The sequence below is a fragment of the Candidatus Zixiibacteriota bacterium genome (genome assembly GCA_040752815.1).
Classification (GTDB): domain Bacteria; phylum Zixibacteria; class MSB-5A5; order GN15; family FEB-12; genus JAGGTI01.
In genome coordinates this window covers 33,092-54,968 of record JBFMGC010000017.1, presented here as the reverse complement: position 1 = coordinate 54,968, position 21,877 = coordinate 33,092, and the positions used below count along the sequence as shown (strand labels likewise).

The following is a 21,877-nucleotide window of genomic DNA, read 5'->3' as shown; positions in this document are numbered from 1 at the left end:
CTTTTGCCTGGCTGGGAAATAATCGTCGCTTGGTGGTCCGCTGGGACCGTGATATTGTGGTTTATGAGGCGTTTTTTCATGTCGCTTGCCTGCTCATCACGCTGAAGAGGTTATGAAATGGCTTCTAAGCACAAACCCAAGGTCAAAGAAAGGACGCACCAAATGAGCAAACGTATCGTCGAGATATTCGTGGCTGGGTGCCTATTGTGCGACGAAACCGTGAAGGAGGTTCAGGGCATACTTTGCCCGAGCTGCGATCTTCGCATACTCGATCTGCGAACCGACAAGTCAGCCCAGACTAAGGCCGCAGAATGCGGGATTACCCGGGTGCCGGCGGTAACGATAGACGGCAACCTGGCGTCGTGCTGCGCCGGCAAATCAGTGGACATTGGCCTGTTGAAGAGCCTGGGAGTGGGCGAGCCGCTCTGACCCCCGGACGAAGTAGCTCCGTTCCCTATACCTGCGCAGTGGTTGCGTGGCCGGCCACTCCGGCCACCCCCAAAAACCTCGTTGCCACCGCCGCTGAATTGCTGTAAACTATCGGGCTGTAAAGTGCGCGAAAGTGGCGGAATTGGCAGACGCACTGGACTTAGGATCCAGTTCCGTTAAGGAGTGGGGGTTCGAGTCCCCCCTTTCGCATATTAACAAACCCGGTTCGGACCGCAACCGGCCGCTGTGTGCCGCTGTCCAATTCATGGCCAGGGCACGGCCGGTGAATTGTCGCCGAAGGTTGGCGGCCGGCTCCGGCCTGAACCCTATGGGAGTAACGAAGTGCAGGCAAAAGTGGTCATCGAGAGCGGCGCCGAACTGACCCGTAAACTGCGAGTGGAAATCCCGGCCCAGGCTTTTCATCAGGAGATGGACAAGAAACTTACCGAGCTCCGCCGCACGGTTACCCTCAAAGGGTTCCGCAAGGGAATGGCGCCGATGGAGATGATCCGCTCGCAATTTAGCGACCAGGTCAAAGGCGACGTGATCGACGAGCTGTTCCGCGAGAGCCTGTCGACAGCGATCGGCGAACACAAACTTCAGATTGCCGGGCGACCGACGATTACCGCGCTCGACCTCGCCGACGACGGCACGATGTCGTACCAGGCCGAGCTGGAGGTCTTCCCAGAAATAGGGCGCGTGGACTACGACGGGCTGGTGCTCCAGGCGGAAGAAATCACGGTCGAGGAGCACGAGATCAACGACTTTGTTGAGCATCTCCGCCGACATTATTCCGACCTAAGAGCGCTGAACCGACCAGCCGGGCCGAGCGACATCCTGATTGTCGATCTGGTGAAAGTCACCGATCCGAATCAAGTGCTAAGTGAAGACTCTTTCACCGATTCACATATTGACCTCGGGAATCCGTCGACCATCAAGGAATTCCGCGAGCAGTTGCCCGGTGTAAATGCCGGAGAGGAAAAGCAGATCGAAGTAGTTTACGATAAGGATTATTCGGATAAGACATTCGCCGGCGCGCGTATTACGTATTTGTGCAAAGTCAAGTCGGTCAACGAGCGGATACTGCCGCCGGTCGACGATGCTTTCGCCAAACGGGTCGGAATGGGCGAAACCGCGCTCGAGTTCAAACTCCAGGCCCGCCAGAAGATGCTCAAGGAAAAGCAGGCGCTACAGCGCCGGGCGCAGCGCCGCGAAATTGTCGACCTGTTATGCAGCCGCAACGAGGTGCCGATTCCGGCCGGGCCGATCAACGAGTATCTCGACAAGCTGGTAAAAGATTTTCGGGAGCAGGGCGAAGAGTTTGACGAAACCGAATTACGCAACCATTACTTCCCCGTAGGTGTCAAATCAATGCGCTGGGACCTGCTCTGGCGGAGGCTCGCCGAGCAGGAGAAGATTGAAGTTTTGCCCGAGGATACCGAGAATTGGATCAAGGGCTTTGCGGCCTACCATAGTGTGACGGTGGACCAGGCCAAAGAGAGCCTGCGCAAGGCCGGCAAATTGCGGGATCTGCGCGATTCGATATTAGAGGATAAGATTGTCAACTTCCTGCTCGCCAGAGCGAGCATCGTACCGATAAAGAAATAGACATGGATTGGTGATACAGCGGTGCGCTCGACGCACCCAAGGAAAAGGACTTATGCGCGATAAGCTGGTTAGCAACTACTTGGTACCGATGGTGGTGGAACAGACCGGTCGAGGCGAGCGGGCGTACGACATCTTCTCGCGCCTGCTGAAGGACCGCATCATTTTCATCGGCACCCCGATCGACGACAACGTGGCTAATCTCGTGGTGGCCCAGATGCTCTTTCTCGAGGCCGAGGATCCGGACAAGGATATCTTTGTGTACATCAACACGCCCGGCGGCTCGGTCTCGGCGATGCTGGCAATGTACGACACGATGCAGTTTATCAAGCCCGATGTGGCTACCACCTGCATGGGGCTGGCGGCCTCGGCAGGGGCGTTCCTGCTGATGGCCGGCGCTCCGGGCAAGCGGGCGGCGCTTCCCAACAGCCGAATTATGATACATCAGCCGCTCGGCGGCGCCCAGGGACAGGTCTCCGATCTGGTAATCATGACCGAGGAGGCCAAAAAGACCCGGCACAAAATCAACGAACTGCTGGTTAAGCACACCGGACAGTCGCTGGACAGGATAGAGAAAGACACGGATCGCAACTACTTCATGTCGCCCGAAGAGGCAAAAGAATACGGGCTGATCGACAAGATCTACGTCTCCAAGAGGCAGGAGAAGAAGTAGCGAACCGGAGGCGAATTGGACGTATTCAATAGGAAAGCAGGAAAGTCGCCATGACGGCCGAATCACACGGACCCCGCACACCCCAGCGCTGCTCGTTTTGCGGCAAGCCGCACAGTCAGGTCAAGCGGCTCTTCTCGGGACACGAATCGTTCATCTGCAACGAGTGTGTCGCCCTGTGCGGCGATCTGCTGCAGGCGGCGCCGGACTACGAACCGACCGAGGAACTGCGCGATCTGCCCCGCCCGGCTGATATCAAGGAGTTTCTCGACCAGTACGTTATCGGCCAGGAAGAGGCCAAGCGGATCGTCTCGGTCGCGGTTTACCAGCATTACAAACGCATCAACTATGTAATGAAAGGGCGCAGCGCCGGCCAACTTGCCCGACAGAGTGATGACGTCGAGCTGGACAAGGCCAATATCCTGCTGCTCGGCCCGACCGGCACCGGCAAGACGCTTATCGCGCGCTCCCTCGCCAAGTTCCTTAAGGTGCCCTTCACGATCGCTGACGCCACCGTGCTCACCGAGGCCGGCTACGTAGGTGAGGATGTCGAGAATATTCTCGTGCGCCTGTTTCAAGCCTCCAATTTCAATCCGCGCAAGACTGAGCTGGGGATTATCTATATCGACGAGATCGACAAAATCGCCCGCAAGGACGGGAACCCGTCGATCACGCGCGATGTCTCCGGCGAGGGCGTGCAGCAGGGTCTCCTGAAAATCCTCGAGGGTACGGTTGCGAACATCCCGCCTCGAGGCGGCCGCAAACATCCCGAGCAGGCGTTTGTGCAGATCGATACCACCAACATTCTCTTCATCTGCGGCGGGGCATTCGACGGGCTGGAGAAGGTTGTCGCGCGCCGTCTCGGCAACAAAGTTGTCGGGTTCGAGGCGGAGAGCCGCACGCTCGATGCCGGTTCGGCTGAAATCCTGGACCACGTAATTCCTGCGGATCTGATCGAGTACGGACTGATTCCGGAGATGGTCGGGCGCCTGCCGGTGACCGCGTCGCTGCGGCCACTCGATCGCGAGGCGATGCTAAGCATTTTGACCAAGCCGAAGAACGCCCTGTCCAAGCAGTACGCCAAGATGCTCGAACTCGAGAATGTCAAGCTGACGTTCCAACCTTCCGCTCTGGACGCCGCCGTGCAGATCGCACTCAATCGCAAGACCGGCGCGCGGGCGCTGCGTTCGATATTCGAGAAGGCGATGCTCAGCACGCTCTTCGAGATACCGTCGCGTGACGACGTGGTTGAGATCGTGGTCACGGCCGCGACCATTCTCGAGGGGGAACCCCCGCGCATGGTGCTCAAGTCCAAGCGCAAAGCGGGGTAAGGCTACAAGACTTCCAGAGTCCTGGTTGGCGTACGTCCCCGTGCGCCAACACCGCGCGCGGACTGGCAGCCCACCCACTTGCGGGTGGAGAACAGGAATCAGTCGCACCGGGCAATCGGAGGGATACGGTTCGTCGGAAACCTCGTGACACCGATTCCGTTGGCTTGGCCGTTGGCCGATGAATCACAGAAATGAAATCCATATGAACCGCCGGCCCGGCCGCATTGTTGCAGACGCAAAGACCCAACCACCAAGGAGCAGATATGCACCCACGAATCAAACTAGTAAGCGAACTATATCTGATCACCGAAAAACTTGTACTCAAGGCCCTCAAGCAGATGAAACCCGAGGTAATCGACTCCCGGCCAATCGAAAAAGCCAACTCCTTCCGCTGGGTATTCGGCCACATCACTGCGCATCGCTATATGCTGGCCAAGGCGATCGGTCTGAACGAAAACGTGGAATGGGAGAAGCTGTACAGCTTCGGCGCGCCTCTGCAGGAATCGTCGGCTTACCCCTCGATTGATGAAATCACGAAGGCGTTTAGCCATATTTCGGAGAAAATCAGACAACGGTTTCCCGCGCTTACCGAGGACGATCTCGCCGGCGAGGCGGCGTTCGAGATACCGGGGTTGGAGAAAACGACCGCCGGGACAATCGCATTTCTGTCGCTGCATGAAAGCTACCATGTCGGCCAATTGGCGTACATTATGAGACTTCACGATTGCGATAAGCTGGTAGGCTAGTGAGGTGGTAGTGGCGTAGGGAGATCTCGCCAGCGGCAGGTCCCTCGCGTCAGCGCGCGACCGGCGATTCTGCCATTCAAGTCACCCTGAGTTTGTCGAAGGGTGACTTTTCTCTCGCGACGACTACCATCGACCGGCGGCCCACCTGCTTGCGGGTGGGATCTCGGAGGAGCGTCGCAAGGTGGCAAGGATGGTCAGCGCGACCGTGGGCGATGTCGAAACGGCCCGAAGCGGGCTCGTTTCGACCTACTATGCTTCCGGACTTTATGCTGCAATCAAACTGTTCCACATTTGTTCGCTTGTGCTTCACGCAGGAATCGCCTACCTTGCAACCACGAACCATGGTACCGAGGATTGCATACACCGCTGATCTGTATCGGATTAACACCGGCCTGTTTCGACGCGCCACTGAACTGCTCGATATCAAAGACATCGATCATCGCCCCCTCGATATCGGCAACTCCTTTCGCTTTCTCGCCGGTCATATCACCTTCTATCGTCACAAGATCGCGACCACCATGGGCATCAAAACCACGTTTCGCTGGACCGAACTTTTTGATCTGGGGGCCCGCCCCCAGGAGCCGGCGGCGTATCCATCGCTCGATCAAATCATAACCTCATTCAACAAGATAACTGATCCGATGTTGAAGCGGCTTGAAACGATTGCAGATGGTGAGCTCGACGGGGCCCCGTCGTTCACGGTGCAGGTTCCCGGCACGGTCAACACGGTCGGCGGGATAATCTCATTCGGCGCGCTCCACGAGGCGTATCACGTGGGTCAGATGGCCTATCTTGTAAGGTTGCTGGGCGGCGATCGTTTGATCCGTTAGAGCTTGCATCCGAGCGCGATCAACTCCCTGCGCAGCTGCTTTGCTGAACAGAAGTGAATCCCCGCAATCCCCATTATCCGGGCGGCATTGACATTTACCTCAATATCATCGATGAACAGAACCGACCGGTCCGCTCCCGCCTTCGCCAGTGCGGCGCGGTAGATTGCCGGGTGCGGCTTGAGCTCGCCTACCTCGAACGACAGTACATAGCTCTCGAACTCGGACACGATCGGGAAGTGCAGAAACGCATGACGCCAGTGCCAGTGATTGGTGTTCGACATGAGCATTAGGCGGTGGTACGGCTTAAGCTCCCTGACTATGTCCGACACTTCCTGATTCTCGGTGAACATGTCCGCCCATAGTTCACGGAATTCGCTCTCGGCGAGATTCAGGTCGAGCGCCTCGGATACGCCCCTCGTGAACGCCGCTCCGTCGATCCTCCCCTGCTCGAAACGGCGTTCCAGATTGCTATCATAGATCAGGTGGGCGACTTCCTCGGCGCTCTTGCCGATCATCTCTCCCAAGGTCGCACAGGGTTTCAGCGGGTCGAACGGCAGGATGACATTGCCCAGATCAAATACGATAGTGTCGATCCGGTTCATCGCCGGAAGAATCCCCCTATGTACTGGGCCGCAATCCAGAGCAGCGCGGCCACCAGAACCCACTTGATGACTCGCGGCGGCACGTAGCGCTGCATCCGTGCGCCAACATACACACCTATCGCGCCGCCCACCCCAAACGCCAGGCCCAGCAGCCAGTCCGGCATTATAATCGCCCCCTCTGGTGTGAAGAACGGGCTCACCACCATGTAGACAATGACACCGACCACAGATGATAGAAACGTGCCGAGCAGCATCGCACCGGCTATCGAATGTACCGGCAGTTGGTAGATTGCGACAAAATACGGCGAGAGCAACGCTCCTCCGCCGATACCGTAGATGCCGCCCACGATTCCCACGACAAACGAAATCAGCACCACCGGCCACGTGGTGATCGAATAGGTGGCGCCCTCGTAATCGTAGCTCAGCGTGCGCACACCGAGATGCTGCCGGGTGATCATGCGATGGCCAGTGGCGTTCGTGGTCGGGCCGTTGGCGGCCTGCCGCTTGATTAGGTCCTGAATAAGTTTGCCGCCCAAGTACAATAGCACGAATCCGGCGAACAGTTTGAATGAACGGGCGTCAGGCAGGTACTTCAGGCGAATGATGGCGCCGATTGTCTGCCCCGGCAGGGTGGCGATAGTCGTGGCCCAGGCCAGCGACCAGAGCATGCGCCGTTCCTGATGAAACCGCCACACACCCGACGGAATCGCGAACACGTTATAGAGCAGATTAGTAGGGCTGACTCCGGGGGAGCTGTAACCGAGAATCGACACCGTGAACGGCAAAAGGATGAATGCGCCGGTGACACCGCCGGTTGAGGTTATCGCGGAGATGCAGAATGCCACCAGGGTCGGCAGCCACCACCAGGTTTCGACACCCGATATGGGGAATTCAACCACTAAGCCAGCTCCAGGCGATAAAGCGGGCGCGACCGGGCTAGCCGCTGCACCTCTTTGAATCCGAGTCGCTGATAGATGATCTCCGGACCAGTAAAGGCAAACGCCGCCGGCAGTTTCTGTCCGTCCTGGGTAAGCGTCACCGGATACGCTTCGACCACCTTTCCTTTGCGCTTGCGAATCGCCTTCACGGCAGCGTCGACCAGCAGTTGCGACACACCCATGTTGCGGTACGATTTGTCGAGGAAGAGACAATTGACTGACCAGATTCCGGCCTGTGTGCCGGCAGTTTCATCGGACAACTGATAAGCCTTCGTACGGAGCAGGCGAGGAAACTCGGAGCGACGTCCGAATGAACACCAGCCGATCGGATGGTCACCGGAGAATGCGACAATCCCGTGCGCCTGGTCGGATTCGATCAGCTTCTTGAACGCGCGTTTGTTCGGTTCGCCCTTGAGCTCCTCCCATGCTTTGCCTCTTTTTTCGCGGCGCCAGTGCATGCACCAGCATCCGCCGCAGGCTCCGCGCTCGCCGAACAGTTCGCTGATTACCGGCCAGTCGTCCGGGCCGATCTCGCGCACATGGATTCTGTTTCGGTTTTCTGGCTTGTTCACGGCATAATGGTAGCAGGGCGTGGTCGTTTTGACAACCCCAGTTTCAAGGTTAAAGAGGTCTGAGTGTCAGCTTATTCTCGAAAGAAAACTCTTGACAGAATCCCCCCGCCCAGGTTGATTTTTAGTGTAATCAACTGGGAAGCGCCATGCGGGTATGAGTCTATGGGAAAGGCGCGGGCTGAACTTTCATCAACGTGCAGCAAGAGGCGGGTAAGAACCGAGCGGGGTCGGGTTTGTCCGGGACGTCTATTCCTGGCAGTGCTACTAGCCATAGTGTTGCACGCGGGAACCTCTGACATTGTTATGGGGGCCGACTGTTTCTGCACCGGCAAACTGGGGAATATCAACTGTGATCCGCTCGATCAGGTCTCTATCGGTGACGTGACCATGTTGATCGATCACCTTTTCATCTCCGGGATCGACGCGCCAGGTCTGGACGAGGCCGATATCGACGGCGACTCGTCAGGCGTGATCGACTTAGCCGACGTGATGCTGCTTATCGAATATCTCTATATTACCGGCGAGGAGCTGCCGGACTGTCCGCCGCCGAAGGACTACACAGCGTACTTCTGGGGCAAGGTAAACGAAGGGTGGTACTTCGCTTATCATCCTACAACCAACGAATTGGATTCCTTCTATATACCGGGGCGGGGACGTCTGAGCGTATCAGCCGACGGCAAGCTGGGATATCGCCCCAGCGGGGGCGGGTATGCGCGCATTGTAGCACTCGATTCTATTGAAAACGGAGACACTGTGCCGGTTCTGGCCAATCTGCCACTGGGAACGGTACAGGCCGCCTCCCCCGACGGGAAACTCCTTGCGGCGATTGGTGGCGTGCTTCGTATCTTCAGAACCTCGGATTATTCCGAACTCTATCGCGACAGCGCGCTTGTGGGCTTGGTATTTTCACAAAACAGCCAGCGATTGTACGGCTTCACACGCGGAACATATCATGCGTTCCGCCTGGACCTGAGTAATAATTCATACTCGGTGACCACCAGGCAGTTTGAAGGGTACTTGGTCGGTGCGATTGTCCCGTCGCCCGATGAAACCAGATGGTACTTGTTACTGGCCAACAGTGTGCAGCGCGTATTCGCAGTGTACGATGTTGAGGCAGATTCAATCATATTCACTGAGTACTTCTGGCCGGGCGGAGGCGGCCTGGCCGTCACACCTAATGGGGATTTCGCCTTCTACACGAATCCTGGGGATATGCTCTGGGGGCCGGGCGATTACGACTTGCGCATCTACGATGCTTCTAAAAACACAGTCAGCCGGATGAGCATGTATGGCATATTTCCTGATTTGGAGGATACAGGCGGGCTAGTCGACTTTAATTGTGTCACTCCCGATGGTCGCTGGCTGGTTTTGCTATGCTCAGGATATCCGCACGCTGCGATCACTGTCGATCTGGGTCGTATGAGTATTGTTCACTATCGGCGCGGGACTCAATGGCAGGAGGGACTGGCGTGCCAGGTCGCGCGGTAATGTTGGGGCGCTAAAGGCTCGGAAGAGGTGTGAAGAGGTGGCTTTGTCACTCGTCGACAAAGCTGTAAATAAACACTCTCGGTCTTCGGATTGGAGGAACAATCATGGGAACGATCAGGGTTTGCGCGGGTAACTGCCTGTTTGTGCTGCTGGCTTCGGCGGCTACCGCACAGTATTGGCACGGCGTGGGTGAGACCGTGCCCTTGGCCATCGATACGACGCGGGTCTCGGTCAAACCGGTGGGTGGTTTCAGTACTACGGAGTTGGAAGATGCCGTGAGCGTACTGGAAAGGGTTACCGGTGCGCCTGGGGAGGAAGCGCCGGCGGGGTTTGTCGTGCTCTCGCTCGCGGCAGCGCCAGGCTATCAGGAGTTTCTTGATACCCTCGGGGCTATTCCGGGCGTCGATCTTGTGGAGCCGTTCTACCTGGACGAAAGCGGTCAGCCGGTGCTGAATGGCGACCGCTTTCTCGTTGCCTTCGAAGAGTTCGTCAGTGCTCAGGCAGTCGACAGCATCAACGAGGCCTTCGGTGTGGTCGTTGACCATGAAATCGAGGGAATGTCGAATGTTTACGTGTTGAAAAACACGGCCTCGACCGGCCTTCAGATGCTTGACGTAGCCAACGCCTACTACGATCTCGAACAGACCATCTACTCGCATCCGGACTTCAGAGCTCGTATTTCCACTACTTCGTACATGTTGTACGATTATTATCACAACTATCAGCCTCAGACGAAAAAGGTGATAGGGCAGTTCAATAGCGCTTCGGTATGGGATTTTGTGGGCCTTGAGAGCCCCGTAATCGTAGCAATGCTGGATGACGGGTTAGACGTCCACGAAGACCTGCCTGGGTCCAGAATCCTTCCCGGATACGATGTAGCTGGCAGCTATGAGATTAACTATGATCACGATTAAGGTCCGAGGCCCGGACAAGCGAGTTACCACGGTATGTCCACCGCCGGCATCGTCGCCGCCTCTCATACAACCGACATTGCGGGCGGAGCGCAGACATCGAGCGGTGTTATCTCTATGGACGCTCATGTGCTAGTGATGCCGATTAAGATATTCAATGATGAAGCGTCCCCAAACCACAATATCGGTGTATTTGCCAGCGACCTGGCAGCCGGTGTGACCTATGCGTGGACTCACGGAGCTGACATTTTGTCGAATAGTTGGGGATACCCTGATCCCCGCGAGCCTCAATATCCCGTGCTCAACGACGCGTTGGAACGTGCTGCTCTGTTTGGCCGGGGTGGGCGTGGCTGTCCTGTCATATTCTCCTCCGGGAATACAACTATGTTTTATTCAAATCCCAACGGTGTGGGTTACCCGGCCAAGTTGCCCTATTGCTTTACTGTCGGAGCAATTGGTCTGGATGACTATCGCCGCTCCTACAGCCGTTACGGACCCGAACTCGATTTGGTGGCGCCCAGTGACGATAATTCGATTGCTGTCTGGTCGTTGGACCAAATGGACTACTGGGGTGGTAACACCATTTTCTTTTCTGATTGCCCGCCATCAGCGAACGACGTGGATTACGATTGCCATTTTAGTGGGACCTCGGCGGCTTGCCCGCTCGTCTCCGGCACTGCCGCCCTGCTCTTGTCAAAGGACCCCACTCTGAGCGCCCAGGCAGTCTATTACATCCTTCGCAACTCTGCCGACACAAGCCTTGGCTGGGGAGATATTACACCGGGAAACTGGGAATACGGCTACGGTCGTTTGGACGCCTTCCGAGCAGTTCTGTCAATCTCTCGCGGTGACGCCGACAATAATGGCTCCGTATCAGTCGGCGATGTCACCTTTCTGATCGATTATCTGTTTATGTCCGGCCTGTACCCACCCTGGCCGGATCTACTACTGGGTGACGCCGATTGTGACGCCGATGTATCGATCGGTGATGTCACTCTCCTGATCGATCATCTTTTCATAACCCAGGGACCACTCCCCCTGCCTTGTTTTGCCTATAACGATTGAATCGCCTCTAGCGCCGCTGGACCTGCAAGTCCGGCGGCGCTAAGCCTTTCGGCGGCGTAGCTCAACGCAACCCCAAAAACCGCTTGCTTTTGGCGCCATGGCGGGTCCATATTGGGACGAACCGGCCGGCGCCGTAGCTGTTGGAAAACCGAAACCGGTCGCGATTACCCGATCTGAAAACAAGCGAAGTGCTCAAATAAAGGTACTGGTAGATGAAGTTCAAGGATTTCGAGAGCGAAAAAGGCGTTATCGTGCTCGAGCTGTCCGGAAAAATCATGGGCGGCGAGGAAACCACCATGTTTCACGGCAAGCTGCACGAGTATATCCAAGCCGGCAAACGGCAGTTTGTCATCGATCTTAAGAGTGTTGAATGGATGAACTCCGTGGGTCTCGGCATGCTGATCTCCGCGCTTACCACGGTTAAGAACGCTAAGGGACGGCTGGTGCTGGCCAACATCACCAATATCGAGTCGATCCTGACCATGACCCGCCTAATCACCGTATTCGAGCATTTCGACAGCCAGGCGGCGGCGCTAAAGTCATTCTGATTTCCCATCGCAACCCCCAATCACCCACCGGAGGCCCTGTCATCGACAGGGCCTCTTCTGTGATACCTCCCGGCAAGGCGGAGGCCGTCATGTGGACCACGTGGGGCGGGTTTGCTTCATACCCGCCACTCGTGGCAGAATTGTCGTTCGCTCGCTATCGTATGCGGCCCGCCGCAGGCGGGATTCCCCCCTACGCGGTGGTCACGCGCACTTTAGGTCGGTCGCGGCGCACCTTGCGCAGCGTATAAACGAGTTCCAGATTGTGGAACGGTTTGGCAAAATAGCCGTCGGCCCCCATCGCTATCACTTTGTCCGGCGTGTACTGGCCGACATGGCCGGTAATCATGATCACCGGTATGTCCGGATAGGTTTGCTTGACATGAACCAGCAGGTCGAGCCCGGTCTTCCCCGGCATCATTATATCCGTTATGACTACGTCGACCGGACCCTTTTCCAGCACAGCCAGCGCCTGATCGACACTTTCGGCCTGCAGCGGCCGATACCGTTCCAGCACCAGGAAATCGGAAACGAGTTCACGTATGGCCGAGTCGTCATCGACCACCAGTACATTCGGTTTGCCGCTCTGCATCGCCCTGAGGACCTTGGCTTCGAACGTCTCACGGCTGGTCGGCAGCAGGATTATGTTGTCTACACCAAGAGCTCCATATTGAGCCACAAGATCTTCGGAGATATCGTGACCCCCGACAATGACGGGTATCGAATAGAGACGATGGTCCCGCTTGATTGCGTTCACGAATGACAGCCCGTAGTTTTCAGCCCCGGCGCCGTCGATCAGCACCAGATCGATCTCCGGGTCGGCCTGGATGGCTTTCAGACCGAGTCGGCAGGAGGGGACGTTTTGTACTGTCCATCTCGTTTTGTGCAGCCAGCGGCTTATCTCGTTCCAACGCTCGTTGTTGCGGGCTATCAGCAGGGCCTTCATGGGGACAGTCCATCCTTGTTGTCTCGCGCAGCTTGCAGCGAGCTATTGGAGTGAAACCTCTTCGATTGAGTATCGGGTGCCGGTCAGAATGACTTTAGACGTTTCCCGCTGCCGTTCCCTTATCCCGCTGGCAATTCCTTACGCCGAGGATAATAGCCCCCGCTCCCACCAGAGACACCAGCATGTATATGAGCGGCCCCACATACGGCAGGGCGACACCGATACTTATAATGACTAACCCCAGCAGAAGCGCCCCCTTGCTGAGTCTGGAGATACCCGGTCGCAGTCCCTTAAGGACCAGATACCCAACGGCCAGCGCGATCACAACCTTGCCGGTGTAGAACACTACCGCGCCGGAAACAGTGACGAAACTCGAAATGGGGATCAAAAGGATTGAGAGTATCAGCAGCATCACGCCGATAACCGCGAGACTTCCGTGCAGGAGGATATTTCCCAGCAGCGTGCCGATCAGAGCCAGGAAAAGAACCACCACTGCCAGCACGAGGCCGAGTCCCACCAGCAGACCTGCCGCGACGCTTGTGGTGGAGCGCGAAGTCAACTGATTCATCGATTCCTGCGCGTATGGCCTGAACAGGCCGATCATGATCACGCCAAAGAAGAATGCTGCCAGTAGCGCGGAGATGCGGTAAGCTGCTTCACTGAGTACAGACGACTCCTCATCCTCATCTACCTTGGTCTTGCAGTCCTGCCAGGTGGTCGTGCCGATCACTGTGACCCCAGGCTCGACAGTGAGCTGGTCCTCGCGCTCGGTGGTGTAAAGAAGATTACCCCTTATGACCGCCGGCGGTGAGAGGATGATTTTCTCTCCCTCGACCGACACATCGCCGCCGACCTGACCGCTGATTCTCACGGTTTCTGCGGCGCAGGTCACTTTACCCAGCACATTCCCCTCGATCATGACCTCCGCCCCGGCCGCGTTGATATCTTTCTCCACTAGCGAACCCTGGCTGACCAGGAGCTTGCGCCCGAGGAACAACACCGAGCCGCCCACCCGTCCCCCGACCGACAGACGGTCTCCGAAAAAACGCAGGGAGCCGTCAACTGACCCGTTGTGGTCACCATAGCGACCGACCAGGTTGGCCGAGCGCAGGATGTTCCCTTTGATGGTCGTCTGGGCGCTGATGGCGACCAGGTCGCCGATGATCGTACCGTCGACACGGGTGTCGTCTGAAAACGTGTAGAAATCGTCCGCGATTTCATGCAGCGGCGAGATGTGCACGTTGTCGCCGCACTGATAGGTCGTAGCGCCGGCCGGCCAGGCCAGGCCGAGTGCTATCGCGCCGAAAAATCCCGCGTTCGCGCAAAGTACGTGGATCTTCATATCGCCTGTTCGCTGATTAGGGACTACTCCGGTATACGCTTAGCGCCGACTCAAGTTGCTATTGCCAGGGTCAAAAGGCAACTCTAAAAGTGGGGGATTAGCGGCGGGCGTTCTGTCGACCCCGTGGCCCACCCGCTTGCGGGTGGGAAGGCGATGACTCTGGCGGAAAAAACGACGTCCGGTTTCTCGCTCCTATGGTCAATACTCGAAACTCGATCCACAGCTCTGCCATCGCGAATCCCGCCGCGCCAATCAACTCCAAATAAGTCCTTGTATGACCCGTAGGCGAACGCTATTTTGTCTGCGAACACATCAGTGGGTACACGCATGACGGTTTTACTGTCGCTCATGGCCTCCGGCAGACTGGAAGAAGGAATCCTATGACCTGATCCCTCGTTACACCGCCTGGGCTTGGCGCCGATAACTACTGAATAGGCTTTGTGGTTAGAATCAGCTGAAACGTTCTCATCAGGAGTAGACGATGTGGTATTGGTTAGTTCCTGTTTCGAGGCGCACTCAAAGTAGCACCTGCCCTCTTGTTCACTCACGATGCCCGGACAAGCGTCGCGCTTTTGTGACTCTGTATATTGCGGCGCTCGTCGCCGTTTTGTTCACTCCGGCTCTACTTGGGCAAATGACTGCCTACGATGTCGACCGAATTCGCCAGGCCATCGACGCCAAAGGGGCCTCCTGGACCGCCGGGGAAACGTCGCGAACACGCATGTCCGTTGACGAGCGCCGGGCTGCCCTCGGCAGCATAGTAGACCGTACCGCCCCGGACGTCAGGCCGGTTCCGCAACCGGGCGATCAGGCCGCCGCTCCGCCGGCGTTCACCTGGGGAAACTACCTGGGTTGGAACTGGATGACGTCAATCAAGGATCAGGGGGGATGCGGAAGCTGCTGGGCGTTTGCCACGTCGGCCATGTTCGAGGCCCGCCTGCGCATACGTTTGAACCAGCCGAATATGTTCGTGGACGTGTCGGAGCAGAACATGGTTTCCTGCTGGCGGGGGTCATGCGATGGCGCCAACGCCGATTGGGTCATGAGCATGTTCATGGACAATGGAAACCCCGACGAAGCCTGTTTTCCCTACGTGTCGGGTGGCGGTTCGGTGCCGCCGTGCGATAATCGCTGCGATGATTGGGCCTTGCGCGCCTACGACCTGTCGACCTACGGGAATTTCTCCTACCCCTCAATTGAGACGATCAAGAACCATATCGTGCAGTCCGGTCCGGTCGCGGCACACATGGACGTCTATGAAGATTTCAACTCGTATGTGGGCGGGGTCTATGAATACGTGAGCGGTGCGTATGAGGGTGGTCACCTGGTGACCGTTTATGGCTGGGACAACGCCACGAACTGCTGGTTGGTCAAAAACTCCTGGGGGACCGACTGGGGCGAGTTAGGTCCTAATGGCCAGCGCGGCTGGTTCCGCATTCGGATGGGTGTCAACGAGGTGGGATGTGAGTCATGGATTTACTATCTCGAACCGATCGGCATCGCCTATCCAGTCTGCACGCCGACATTACCGTCCATCAACGACACCGATGCGCCCACGTCGGCAAACGTAATTGCCGGCTTCAGTTGTGACATGGATCCAGCTACCATCGCGGCAGCAAACGCTTTCGTCTATGCAAGCGTATCAGGCCGCCACAACGTGGCGATCGCCTATGACAACCCGTCCCGGTCGGTAACCCTTGACCCGGCGTCCGATTTCATGGCCGGCGAGCAGGTTTCCGTGATTATGACTCCCGGCTGCGAGAGCGCCTCCGGACTCTGCCTCCTTCATGGTCACTCCTGGTCATACACGACCGCGGTCGCCTACGGCACCGGCGCATTTGGCGCGCCTGCTGACTATGCCACGGCACAGGGCCCCCTATGGATATCCTCAGCCGATCTCAACGGTGACGGCTCAGCCGATCTGATCTCGGCCAATGCGTCGGCCGCCAGCCTGACGGTTCGTCTCGCTAACGGCGATGGGACTTTAGGCGTGTCGACCAATTACGTTGTCCAGAACGGTCCGCGCTCGGTGGTCGCCGCCGACCTGAACGGCGACGGCCACCCTGATTTGGCGGCGGCCAACTCACAATCCAACACGCTTTCGGTTCTGCTGAATAACGGCGACGGCACGTTTGGTGCGGCCGCGCCGGTCGTGACAGTGAATGCCCCGCGCTCGGTTGTCGCCGCTGACTTCGATGCCGATGGCGACATTGATCTGGCCGCCGCCAGCAGCGACGCTTCCGCCGTGCGCCTGCACTTCAACCTGGGCTCCGGTTCGTTTGGCACGATGGCCCAACGGCCCGCGACCGGCCTTCCTTATATGCTTTCCACGGCAGATTTCGACGGTGACGGCGACTTTGATCTCGGCTACCCCGCGTATTCGACCGACGAACTCGTGATACTCTGGAATGACGGCCCCGGAACTTTTGACTCGGAATCCCGCTACGCCGTGGGTGACGGGCCCCGCTCGGTGGCTGTGGCCGATGTCAACGGCGACACCAATCTCGACCCCATAACAGCAAATTACTCGGGCAGCTCGGTGTCGGTGTTACTGAAAGCGGGTATCGGCTCTTACAATACGACGACGCTTACTACCGGCACACTCAAACCGGAAGCGGTCTGTACTGCGGATGTCAACGGCGACACTCATCCCGATATAGCGGTTTACGGCAGCACCGGGATCGGTGTCTTCATAAACGACGGCGACGGCGCATTCGGTGCCATTCTGATGCTCGGCACTGGCAATTACCAGGCAGGGCTGGCCTCGGATATGGATGGCGACGGGGATCTTGATCTGGGCGGAGTGAGCTATTCAGGCCAGAAGATGACGGTCATACTGAACGCGGCGTGCGCCGACTCCGACGGCGACGGCGTGGGCGACCCCGGCGGACCGGGCGGTATCTGCGGAATCGACAACTGTCCGACTTTCGCCAACCCCGATCAGGCCGATACCGACGGCGACGGAGTTGGGGATGTGTGCGACAACTGCCGGAACGAGCCGAACCCAGCTCAGACCGACACCGACGGCAACTGCCCGGCCGGGCCCTACGCCCAGGATCCGGAATGCGGCGATGTCTGCCAGACCTGCTGCCGTAACAGGGTCGGCGACGCCAATATGAGCGGCGAGGACGAGCCGACTATCGGCGACGTCACGGTAATGATTGACGCCAAGTTTATCTCCGGATCATGTGTCGGCGTTCTGGACTGCCTGACCGAAGCGGATATCAATCAGTCCGGAGGGCTCAACGCAACCTGTGAAGACATCTCGATTGGTGACATTACGATTCTGATCGACTATTTGTTCATAACCGGCGCGGCGCTCGGCCTGCCGGATTGCCTTTGAATTGTAGGTCGAAACGAGCCCCGCCCGCGGCGGGGCCGTTTCGACTTCACACCGCCACAAGGTCAGAGCCTCGTCTCACAATTTCCCCTTCGGCTCACGCTTCTTTACCCACACTCCGAAGTTAACCCACAGAAGTTGTATAGGTGAAAATCACCTTGGCTTCCCCCCATACGATGGTTATGAGTAAAAGTTGCGGGGGTTCCGGCTCACGCCTTAATCAGGAGAACCGGTATCCGTGTCCGGTGCCGGACGTCCGAGGCCACCGTTCCGAACACCAGGTCGCCGAACAGGCGATGCCCGTGAGTGGCCATGGCGATCAGGTCACAGTGGTTGGACTCAGCCGCCTCTATAATGCGAGCTGCGGGCTCTCCCCATGTAAGTATCGCGCCGGCTGCGAAGCCATCGTCCCGAAGTTCCTGTTCACGTTTATCGAGATAGGCGCGATCACGCCTCATCTCCTCCGATTCGCCAAGCTGCTTTTGATGTCTGGCCTGAAATCCGTCGGCGACATGAATTAGCGTCAGCCGGGAGTTCAGATGCCGCGCCAGTTCCCGCACATGAGCCAGAATCACGGCGTCGGTCGGTGTATTCTCCAGCGGGACGAGTATGTGCTTGTACATCTTCGCTTCCCTTCAGACGGCTAACTGAACAGCCATTCTAACATAGTCTGGTAGAGAAGATATACGTTCAGCCCGACTATAACCACTGTAATCACCCATGCCGTGACGCCCAGCCAGGTTCGGTTCGCGAACTGTCCCATTTTCCGCTTGTCGCCGGTGAACATAACCAACGGCACCACCGCGAAGCTGAGCTGCATTGATAAAATCACCTGGCTCAGAACAAGAAGCTGGCCGATTCCTTTCTCGCCATAAAGCGACGCGACTATGATGGCCGGAACTATCGCAATCAGTCTTGTGAGGAGCCGACGAACCCAGGGCCGCAGCCGGATATTTAGAAATCCCTCCATGACGATCTGACCAGCCATCGTGCCCGTGAGTGTCGAATTCTGTCCTGATGCCAGCAGGGCAACGGCGAAAAACGTGCTGGCCATAGCCGCGCCCAAAACCGGCGTCAACAACTGGTACGCGTCGTGGATGTCGGCCACGTCCTGGTGGCCGGTCCCGTGAAATGCCGCCGCGCTCAGGATCAGAATAGCGGCGTTGATAAAAAACGCGAACAACAACGACACCGTCGAATCGATCGTAGCGTACTTGATCGCCATCCGCTTGCCGGCGTCGTCGCGGGGATACGCACGGGTTTGTACAATACTGGAATGAAGATATAGATTGTGCGGCATGACAGTGGCCCCGAGTATGCCAATCGAAATATAGAGCATTTCGGGGTTGGCTACAATCCTGGGTTGCGGCAACAAGCCGCCGAATAAGGCACGTATCGACGGCTCCGAGACCACCAGTTCGTACGCGAAGCAACTGCCGATGATTAAGATCAAGCTGGCTACAATGGACTCGATGTAGCGGAATCCTCGATTTTGCAGGAAGAGGATGACGAGTACGTCGAGCGCAGTAAGAACGACTCCGACAATCAGCGGGATGCCAAACAGAAGGTTGAGAGCGACCGCTGACCCAATCACCTCGGCCAGATCACACGCGGCTATTGCTATCTCGCACAGGACCCAGAGGGCCAGCCCGGCCGGTCGGGAATAATGGTCGCGACAGGCCTGGGCAAGGTCACGCCCGGACACGACTCCAAGCTTAAGCGCAAGATGCTGCAGCAGAATGGCCATCAGATTGGAGATCAATATCACGGTGAGCAGGGTATATCCGAATCTGGCGCCGCCCGCGAGATCGGTGGCCCAGTTGCCCGGATCCATGTAGCCGACTGCAACCATGAGACCGGGGCCGCTGAATGCCAGTAGCTTCCTCCAGAAACTTGCCGTCGAGGACACGGAGATCGATGAAAATACTTCGGGCAGGGAAGGGGCGGTGGCTTGGCGTCGCCAACCGTCCGTAGTAAGTTCAGGACTTTTGGATTTTAGCTTGAAGCGTAACGCCATAGTGAGGCTCAATCAGACTTAAATTCGCCACCCAACGACGCGACTCTTGGCCAGATTCCGAAACTGCTGGCTGCGTCCGACATTGCCGCGGCCAGAACCGGTAAGCAGCGCCTGCGTCGACGGGGACAGCGCGCTGAAATACTCAAGGAATTCATGCAGGCGCTGGGCCGTCTGGGCAGAAACTCCGTGTTCGATCAGACAAGCATCGACCTCGGCTCTCTCTCGGGGCAAACCGAGTACTCCGGTAAGCAGCGCCACGATATCTTCGTGCCGGTGCAGGATATCACGCGCCATCCGCGACCCGGCGGTCGTCAGGATCACGCCCCGGCCCCGCTCGTGTGCCACCAGGCCGAGCGCTGCCAGCTTCCGAACAGTACGAGTTACCGTCGGAAGTCGCGTACCCAGTTCTGACGCGATATCAGTGACACGGACTTTCCCCGAAACTTGTTCGAGACGATATATTATTTCGATATAATCCTGCAGGGCAGCGGTCAGCAACAAAACAGAACTCCACGACGTCAGTCAATCAACCGACCCAACCACTAATAAGTTTGTTACCCCAAGGTAATTTCTACAACCGCCAATCGTTCTGCAATGTTCCCTGGTGCCTTCCCAACTAATAACTCCTGATCGTGGGCAACGGACCTCCCGGTCTGCCCCTTCCAGATCCTTCTTCGATACACGGGCAGACGAGGACGTCTACCGCGCACGGAATGTTCCCTGGAGCAAAGTGGCGATGTGGGAAGGCACATTAGTGATCGCGACGTGGGATTCCGACCCCGCGGATCGGTGGGCGGAAAGCTCGACACCGATCCGTCCACGGGGTCAACTCCACCCGCCATCGGGTGGGCCACCGGCTCCAACACTATATCGTGTCAGGCTTGCCGGCGCGGCTCAGGTACGACAGCAAAGTGTCAAGATCGCTGTCGCTGAGCTTTGCCCTCTGGCGATGAGTGGCCAGCCAGTCGTGCCACTGCTCGGCGGTCTTATGAGAAGCTTTGGGGAGGCGATGGCAACTCTGGCAGCGCGAACGAAGTATCTGCTCGCCCGGGGATCTCTGAGCAAGCTCCCCGCTCGGCTTGCAGGCCGAGAGAAATAGGACCAGGGCGACGACTGCAGTTCTGCATCCACACGCAATCAAAGCTCGACCCCCATGAGAAACCGCACCCGGGCGTCGTTGGAATTATCGGTGATTCCCCGAGTATACCCGATCGTATAGAAGGCGCCTTCAGTGGCGAACGAAATGGTTGGCCCAAAATAGGAACTCTCGCTGTTCTCGCCATCCGGCTCGAACTCGACTCGCGACGTGGATTCGATGCCGAAACAGAAGCGGTAGCTCGCCTCGTATGACAGACCGAAATCGATACCGACCTCATGCACGGGATCCCCCGGCGCCCAGAAAAATTCGTAGACAGGATTGAATGACATATTGACCCGGTCAAAGTCGCGCGCGAGGATCAGTTTGGCCTCGAGCTTGTTCTGGGCGGCCAGATCGAGCTTGCGCCGATATTCGAGATAGAGAATCGGGTCGAGCGGCAGCTCACCCTGCTGGGCCAGGCGATACCTCGTCCGAACCTGGAACGCATCCCACTCAAACGGACCACCTTCCTCCTGGGCAAAGATCTGGTAGATCGAAAGATCCCATTTCGGAGTGAGGCCGTGCTCGATTTCAATGCGATACTCCCACTGATCGGACTCGTCGAGTTTGGCGGTCTGATAGAATTCGAGCTCGCTTTCGTTCTCGGCAATGGTAGCGTACTGGTAAGTCCAGGCGTATTTTCGACGATCGGCGTGGCCAGACTCGACAAGAATCGCCAGGGCCATTATACCGAGCAGTATATTGCGGTACATAGACTTCCTTTCAGTTATTAGCTCTAAATGAAAATGACATTCATTTTCATTTATCGAAACAGGAGCGATAATATCTCGTTTCGGAGGTCGTGTCAAGGAATTTAAGTAGGAAAAACGGCGCGCGCCGAGATTTGAGTCTAGTCGTTGTGCTGATGGCCCGAAGTGGGCGAATCACCGCCTGTCCACTCGTGTAGTATCGCCATGTCTTGATCGGACAGCCGGGCCTCTGAATGCATCACCAGATAGATCCTGAGCGGCATTTCCCCCTCCTCGACTTCCTTCCAGATCTCTTCCAGGGCATGGCGGCGCTTGTCATCAGCCATCAGGCCCCATTCGGAAAAGTTGAGTTTCTCCCGAGCCTCGTGGACATCGCTTGCCACCAGCCACGAGACCGGCGCTATGAAGCTGTACCAGGGCCAGACCGATTCGTTGGAGTGACAGTCATAACAGCACCGCTTAAGCACCAGCCTGACACCCGGACGATCGTCGAAATCGGCTAACACGGCCGGATTGTCACGCGCGACCGGTACGAATTGCGCGGCCACCACGAGAATCAGAACCAGCCACAACAGCCATGAGCGTTTCCGATGCTTCATGAGTCACTTCCTTGTTTGTTTACTCTATTGACGATCGGCTCCGGAGCGGATTG

Annotated in this window: 21 protein-coding genes and 1 tRNA gene; 12 read left to right on the top strand and 10 right to left on the bottom strand. The window is 57.4% G+C overall.

The window, feature by feature from the left end; translation table 11 throughout:
• The first annotated feature begins 162 nt into the window (after positions 1-162).
• The 7 genes from AB1772_06350 (at position 163) to AB1772_06320 (ending at position 5,611) form a co-directional block, all read left to right on the top strand.
• Positions 163-429 (top strand): hypothetical protein, encoded by a 267-nt coding sequence (locus AB1772_06350; GenBank protein MEW5795965.1) that lies wholly within the window; start codon positions 163-165, stop codon positions 427-429.
• A gap of 127 nt (positions 430-556) precedes the next feature.
• Positions 557-639 (top strand) — tRNA-Leu (locus AB1772_06345).
• A gap of 132 nt (positions 640-771) precedes the next feature.
• Entirely contained in the window at positions 772-2,037 is a 1,266-nt protein-coding gene (gene tig, locus AB1772_06340; protein MEW5795964.1) for a trigger factor, read from the top strand.
• Between the two features lie 52 nt (positions 2,038-2,089).
• Positions 2,090-2,707 carry an ATP-dependent Clp endopeptidase proteolytic subunit ClpP gene (clpP, locus tag AB1772_06335; protein ID MEW5795963.1) on the top strand — a complete coding sequence of 206 codons (618 nt, stop codon included), beginning with the start codon at positions 2,090-2,092 and terminating at the stop codon, positions 2,705-2,707.
• A 50-nt stretch (positions 2,708-2,757) separates the two neighbouring features.
• On the top strand, positions 2,758-4,035 hold the full coding sequence (clpX, locus tag AB1772_06330) for an ATP-dependent Clp protease ATP-binding subunit ClpX (protein ID MEW5795962.1): 1,278 nt from the start codon (positions 2,758-2,760) through the stop codon (positions 4,033-4,035).
• Positions 4,036-4,298: 263 nt separating this feature from the next.
• A complete protein-coding gene (locus tag AB1772_06325; protein MEW5795961.1) occupies positions 4,299-4,781 on the top strand; it encodes a DinB family protein in 483 nt (160 codons plus the stop codon).
• Between the two features lie 326 nt (positions 4,782-5,107).
• Positions 5,108-5,611, top strand: coding sequence for a DinB family protein (locus tag AB1772_06320; GenBank protein ID MEW5795960.1), 504 nt, complete (start codon positions 5,108-5,110; stop codon positions 5,609-5,611).
• Here AB1772_06320 and AB1772_06315 read toward each other — a convergent pair.
• Genes AB1772_06315 through AB1772_06305 form a run of 3 tightly spaced genes read right to left on the bottom strand, consistent with a single transcriptional unit; the run spans position 5,608 to position 7,723 of the window.
• The gene (locus tag AB1772_06315) at positions 5,608-6,213 is read right to left on the bottom strand and encodes an HAD family phosphatase (GenBank protein MEW5795959.1); all 606 of its coding nucleotides are present in this window, start codon (positions 6,211-6,213) and stop codon (positions 5,608-5,610) included. The genes AB1772_06320 and AB1772_06315 overlap by 4 nt on opposite strands.
• Complete coding sequence (locus tag AB1772_06310; protein ID MEW5795958.1) at positions 6,210-7,112, bottom strand: sulfite exporter TauE/SafE family protein; 903 nt, start codon at positions 7,110-7,112, stop codon at positions 6,210-6,212. The genes AB1772_06315 and AB1772_06310 overlap by 4 nt, the downstream gene beginning before the upstream one ends.
• Positions 7,112-7,723 (bottom strand): GNAT family N-acetyltransferase, encoded by a 612-nt coding sequence (locus AB1772_06305; GenBank protein MEW5795957.1) that lies wholly within the window; start codon positions 7,721-7,723, stop codon positions 7,112-7,114. The genes AB1772_06310 and AB1772_06305 overlap by 1 nt, the downstream gene beginning before the upstream one ends.
• Before the next feature lie 303 nt (positions 7,724-8,026).
• Between AB1772_06305 and AB1772_06300 the strand changes: the two genes are divergently transcribed.
• The 4 genes from AB1772_06300 to AB1772_06285 all read left to right on the top strand — a co-directional run bounded on the left by AB1772_06300 (position 8,027) and on the right by AB1772_06285 (position 11,735).
• Positions 8,027-9,211, top strand: a complete 1,185-nt coding sequence (locus AB1772_06300) for a hypothetical protein (GenBank protein ID MEW5795956.1) — start codon at positions 8,027-8,029, stop codon at positions 9,209-9,211.
• 104 nt (positions 9,212-9,315) lie between these two features.
• Positions 9,316-10,125, top strand: coding sequence for a hypothetical protein (locus AB1772_06295; GenBank protein ID MEW5795955.1), 810 nt, complete (start codon positions 9,316-9,318; stop codon positions 10,123-10,125).
• 33 nt (positions 10,126-10,158) lie between these two features.
• Positions 10,159-11,187 carry a S8 family serine peptidase gene (locus tag AB1772_06290; protein MEW5795954.1) on the top strand — a complete coding sequence of 343 codons (1,029 nt, stop codon included), beginning with the start codon at positions 10,159-10,161 and terminating at the stop codon, positions 11,185-11,187.
• Between the two features lie 212 nt (positions 11,188-11,399).
• The gene (locus AB1772_06285; GenBank protein ID MEW5795953.1) at positions 11,400-11,735 is read left to right on the top strand and encodes an STAS domain-containing protein; all 336 of its coding nucleotides are present in this window, start codon (positions 11,400-11,402) and stop codon (positions 11,733-11,735) included.
• Between the two features lie 190 nt (positions 11,736-11,925).
• Here AB1772_06285 and AB1772_06280 read toward each other — a convergent pair whose 3' ends face one another.
• Positions 11,926-12,678: a response regulator gene (locus tag AB1772_06280; protein MEW5795952.1), complete on the bottom strand. Its 753-nt coding sequence runs from the start codon at positions 12,676-12,678 to the stop codon at positions 11,926-11,928.
• Positions 12,679-12,772: 94 nt separating this feature from the next.
• Complete coding sequence (locus tag AB1772_06275) at positions 12,773-14,020, bottom strand: polymer-forming cytoskeletal protein (protein MEW5795951.1); 1,248 nt, start codon at positions 14,018-14,020, stop codon at positions 12,773-12,775.
• 574 nt (positions 14,021-14,594) lie between these two features.
• Between AB1772_06275 and AB1772_06270 the strand changes: the two genes are divergently transcribed.
• Positions 14,595-17,363 carry a C1 family peptidase gene (locus tag AB1772_06270; protein MEW5795950.1) on the top strand — a complete coding sequence of 923 codons (2,769 nt, stop codon included), beginning with the start codon at positions 14,595-14,597 and terminating at the stop codon, positions 17,361-17,363.
• A 206-nt stretch (positions 17,364-17,569) separates the two neighbouring features.
• Here AB1772_06270 and AB1772_06265 read toward each other — a convergent pair whose 3' ends face one another.
• From AB1772_06265 to AB1772_06245, 5 genes are all read right to left on the bottom strand, one after another.
• Positions 17,570-17,983 (bottom strand): universal stress protein, encoded by a 414-nt coding sequence (locus tag AB1772_06265; protein ID MEW5795949.1) that lies wholly within the window; start codon positions 17,981-17,983, stop codon positions 17,570-17,572.
• A gap of 20 nt (positions 17,984-18,003) precedes the next feature.
• Positions 18,004-19,377: an Nramp family divalent metal transporter gene (locus AB1772_06260; GenBank protein MEW5795948.1), complete on the bottom strand. Its 1,374-nt coding sequence runs from the start codon at positions 19,375-19,377 to the stop codon at positions 18,004-18,006.
• A gap of 18 nt (positions 19,378-19,395) precedes the next feature.
• On the bottom strand, positions 19,396-19,878 hold the full coding sequence (locus AB1772_06255; GenBank protein MEW5795947.1) for a metal-dependent transcriptional regulator: 483 nt from the start codon (positions 19,876-19,878) through the stop codon (positions 19,396-19,398).
• 636 nt (positions 19,879-20,514) lie between these two features.
• A complete protein-coding gene (locus tag AB1772_06250; protein MEW5795946.1) occupies positions 20,515-21,228 on the bottom strand; it encodes a hypothetical protein in 714 nt (237 codons plus the stop codon).
• A gap of 137 nt (positions 21,229-21,365) precedes the next feature.
• Positions 21,366-21,824 (bottom strand): heme-binding domain-containing protein, encoded by a 459-nt coding sequence (locus AB1772_06245; protein MEW5795945.1) that lies wholly within the window; start codon positions 21,822-21,824, stop codon positions 21,366-21,368.
• Between the last annotated feature and the right edge of the window lie 53 nt (positions 21,825-21,877).

Excerpts from the sequence above, each read along its gene's own strand:
- AB1772_06350 (MEW5795965.1), top strand. The coding sequence starts at position 163 with ATGAGCAAACGTATCGTCGAGATATTCGTGGCTGGGTGCCTATTGTGC.
- AB1772_06315 (MEW5795959.1), bottom strand. The coding sequence starts at position 6,213 with ATGAACCGGATCGACACTATCGTATTTGATCTGGGCAATGTCATCCTG.
- AB1772_06260 (MEW5795948.1), bottom strand. The coding sequence starts at position 19,377 with ATGGCGTTACGCTTCAAGCTAAAATCCAAAAGTCCTGAACTTACTACG.
- AB1772_06250 (MEW5795946.1), bottom strand. The coding sequence starts at position 21,228 with ATGTACCGCAATATACTGCTCGGTATAATGGCCCTGGCGATTCTTGTC.
- clpX (MEW5795962.1), top strand. The coding sequence starts at position 2,758 with ATGACGGCCGAATCACACGGACCCCGCACACCCCAGCGCTGCTCGTTT.
- AB1772_06280 (MEW5795952.1), bottom strand. The coding sequence starts at position 12,678 with ATGAAGGCCCTGCTGATAGCCCGCAACAACGAGCGTTGGAACGAGATA.
- AB1772_06300 (MEW5795956.1), top strand. The coding sequence starts at position 8,027 with ATGGGGGCCGACTGTTTCTGCACCGGCAAACTGGGGAATATCAACTGT.
- AB1772_06295 (MEW5795955.1), top strand. The coding sequence starts at position 9,316 with ATGGGAACGATCAGGGTTTGCGCGGGTAACTGCCTGTTTGTGCTGCTG.
- AB1772_06290 (MEW5795954.1), top strand. The coding sequence starts at position 10,159 with ATGTCCACCGCCGGCATCGTCGCCGCCTCTCATACAACCGACATTGCG.
- AB1772_06285 (MEW5795953.1), top strand. The coding sequence starts at position 11,400 with ATGAAGTTCAAGGATTTCGAGAGCGAAAAAGGCGTTATCGTGCTCGAG.
- AB1772_06275 (MEW5795951.1), bottom strand. The coding sequence starts at position 14,020 with ATGAAGATCCACGTACTTTGCGCGAACGCGGGATTTTTCGGCGCGATA.
- AB1772_06245 (MEW5795945.1), bottom strand. The coding sequence starts at position 21,824 with ATGAAGCATCGGAAACGCTCATGGCTGTTGTGGCTGGTTCTGATTCTC.
- AB1772_06325 (MEW5795961.1), top strand. The coding sequence starts at position 4,299 with ATGCACCCACGAATCAAACTAGTAAGCGAACTATATCTGATCACCGAA.
- clpP (MEW5795963.1), top strand. The coding sequence starts at position 2,090 with ATGCGCGATAAGCTGGTTAGCAACTACTTGGTACCGATGGTGGTGGAA.
- AB1772_06265 (MEW5795949.1), bottom strand. The coding sequence starts at position 17,983 with ATGTACAAGCACATACTCGTCCCGCTGGAGAATACACCGACCGACGCC.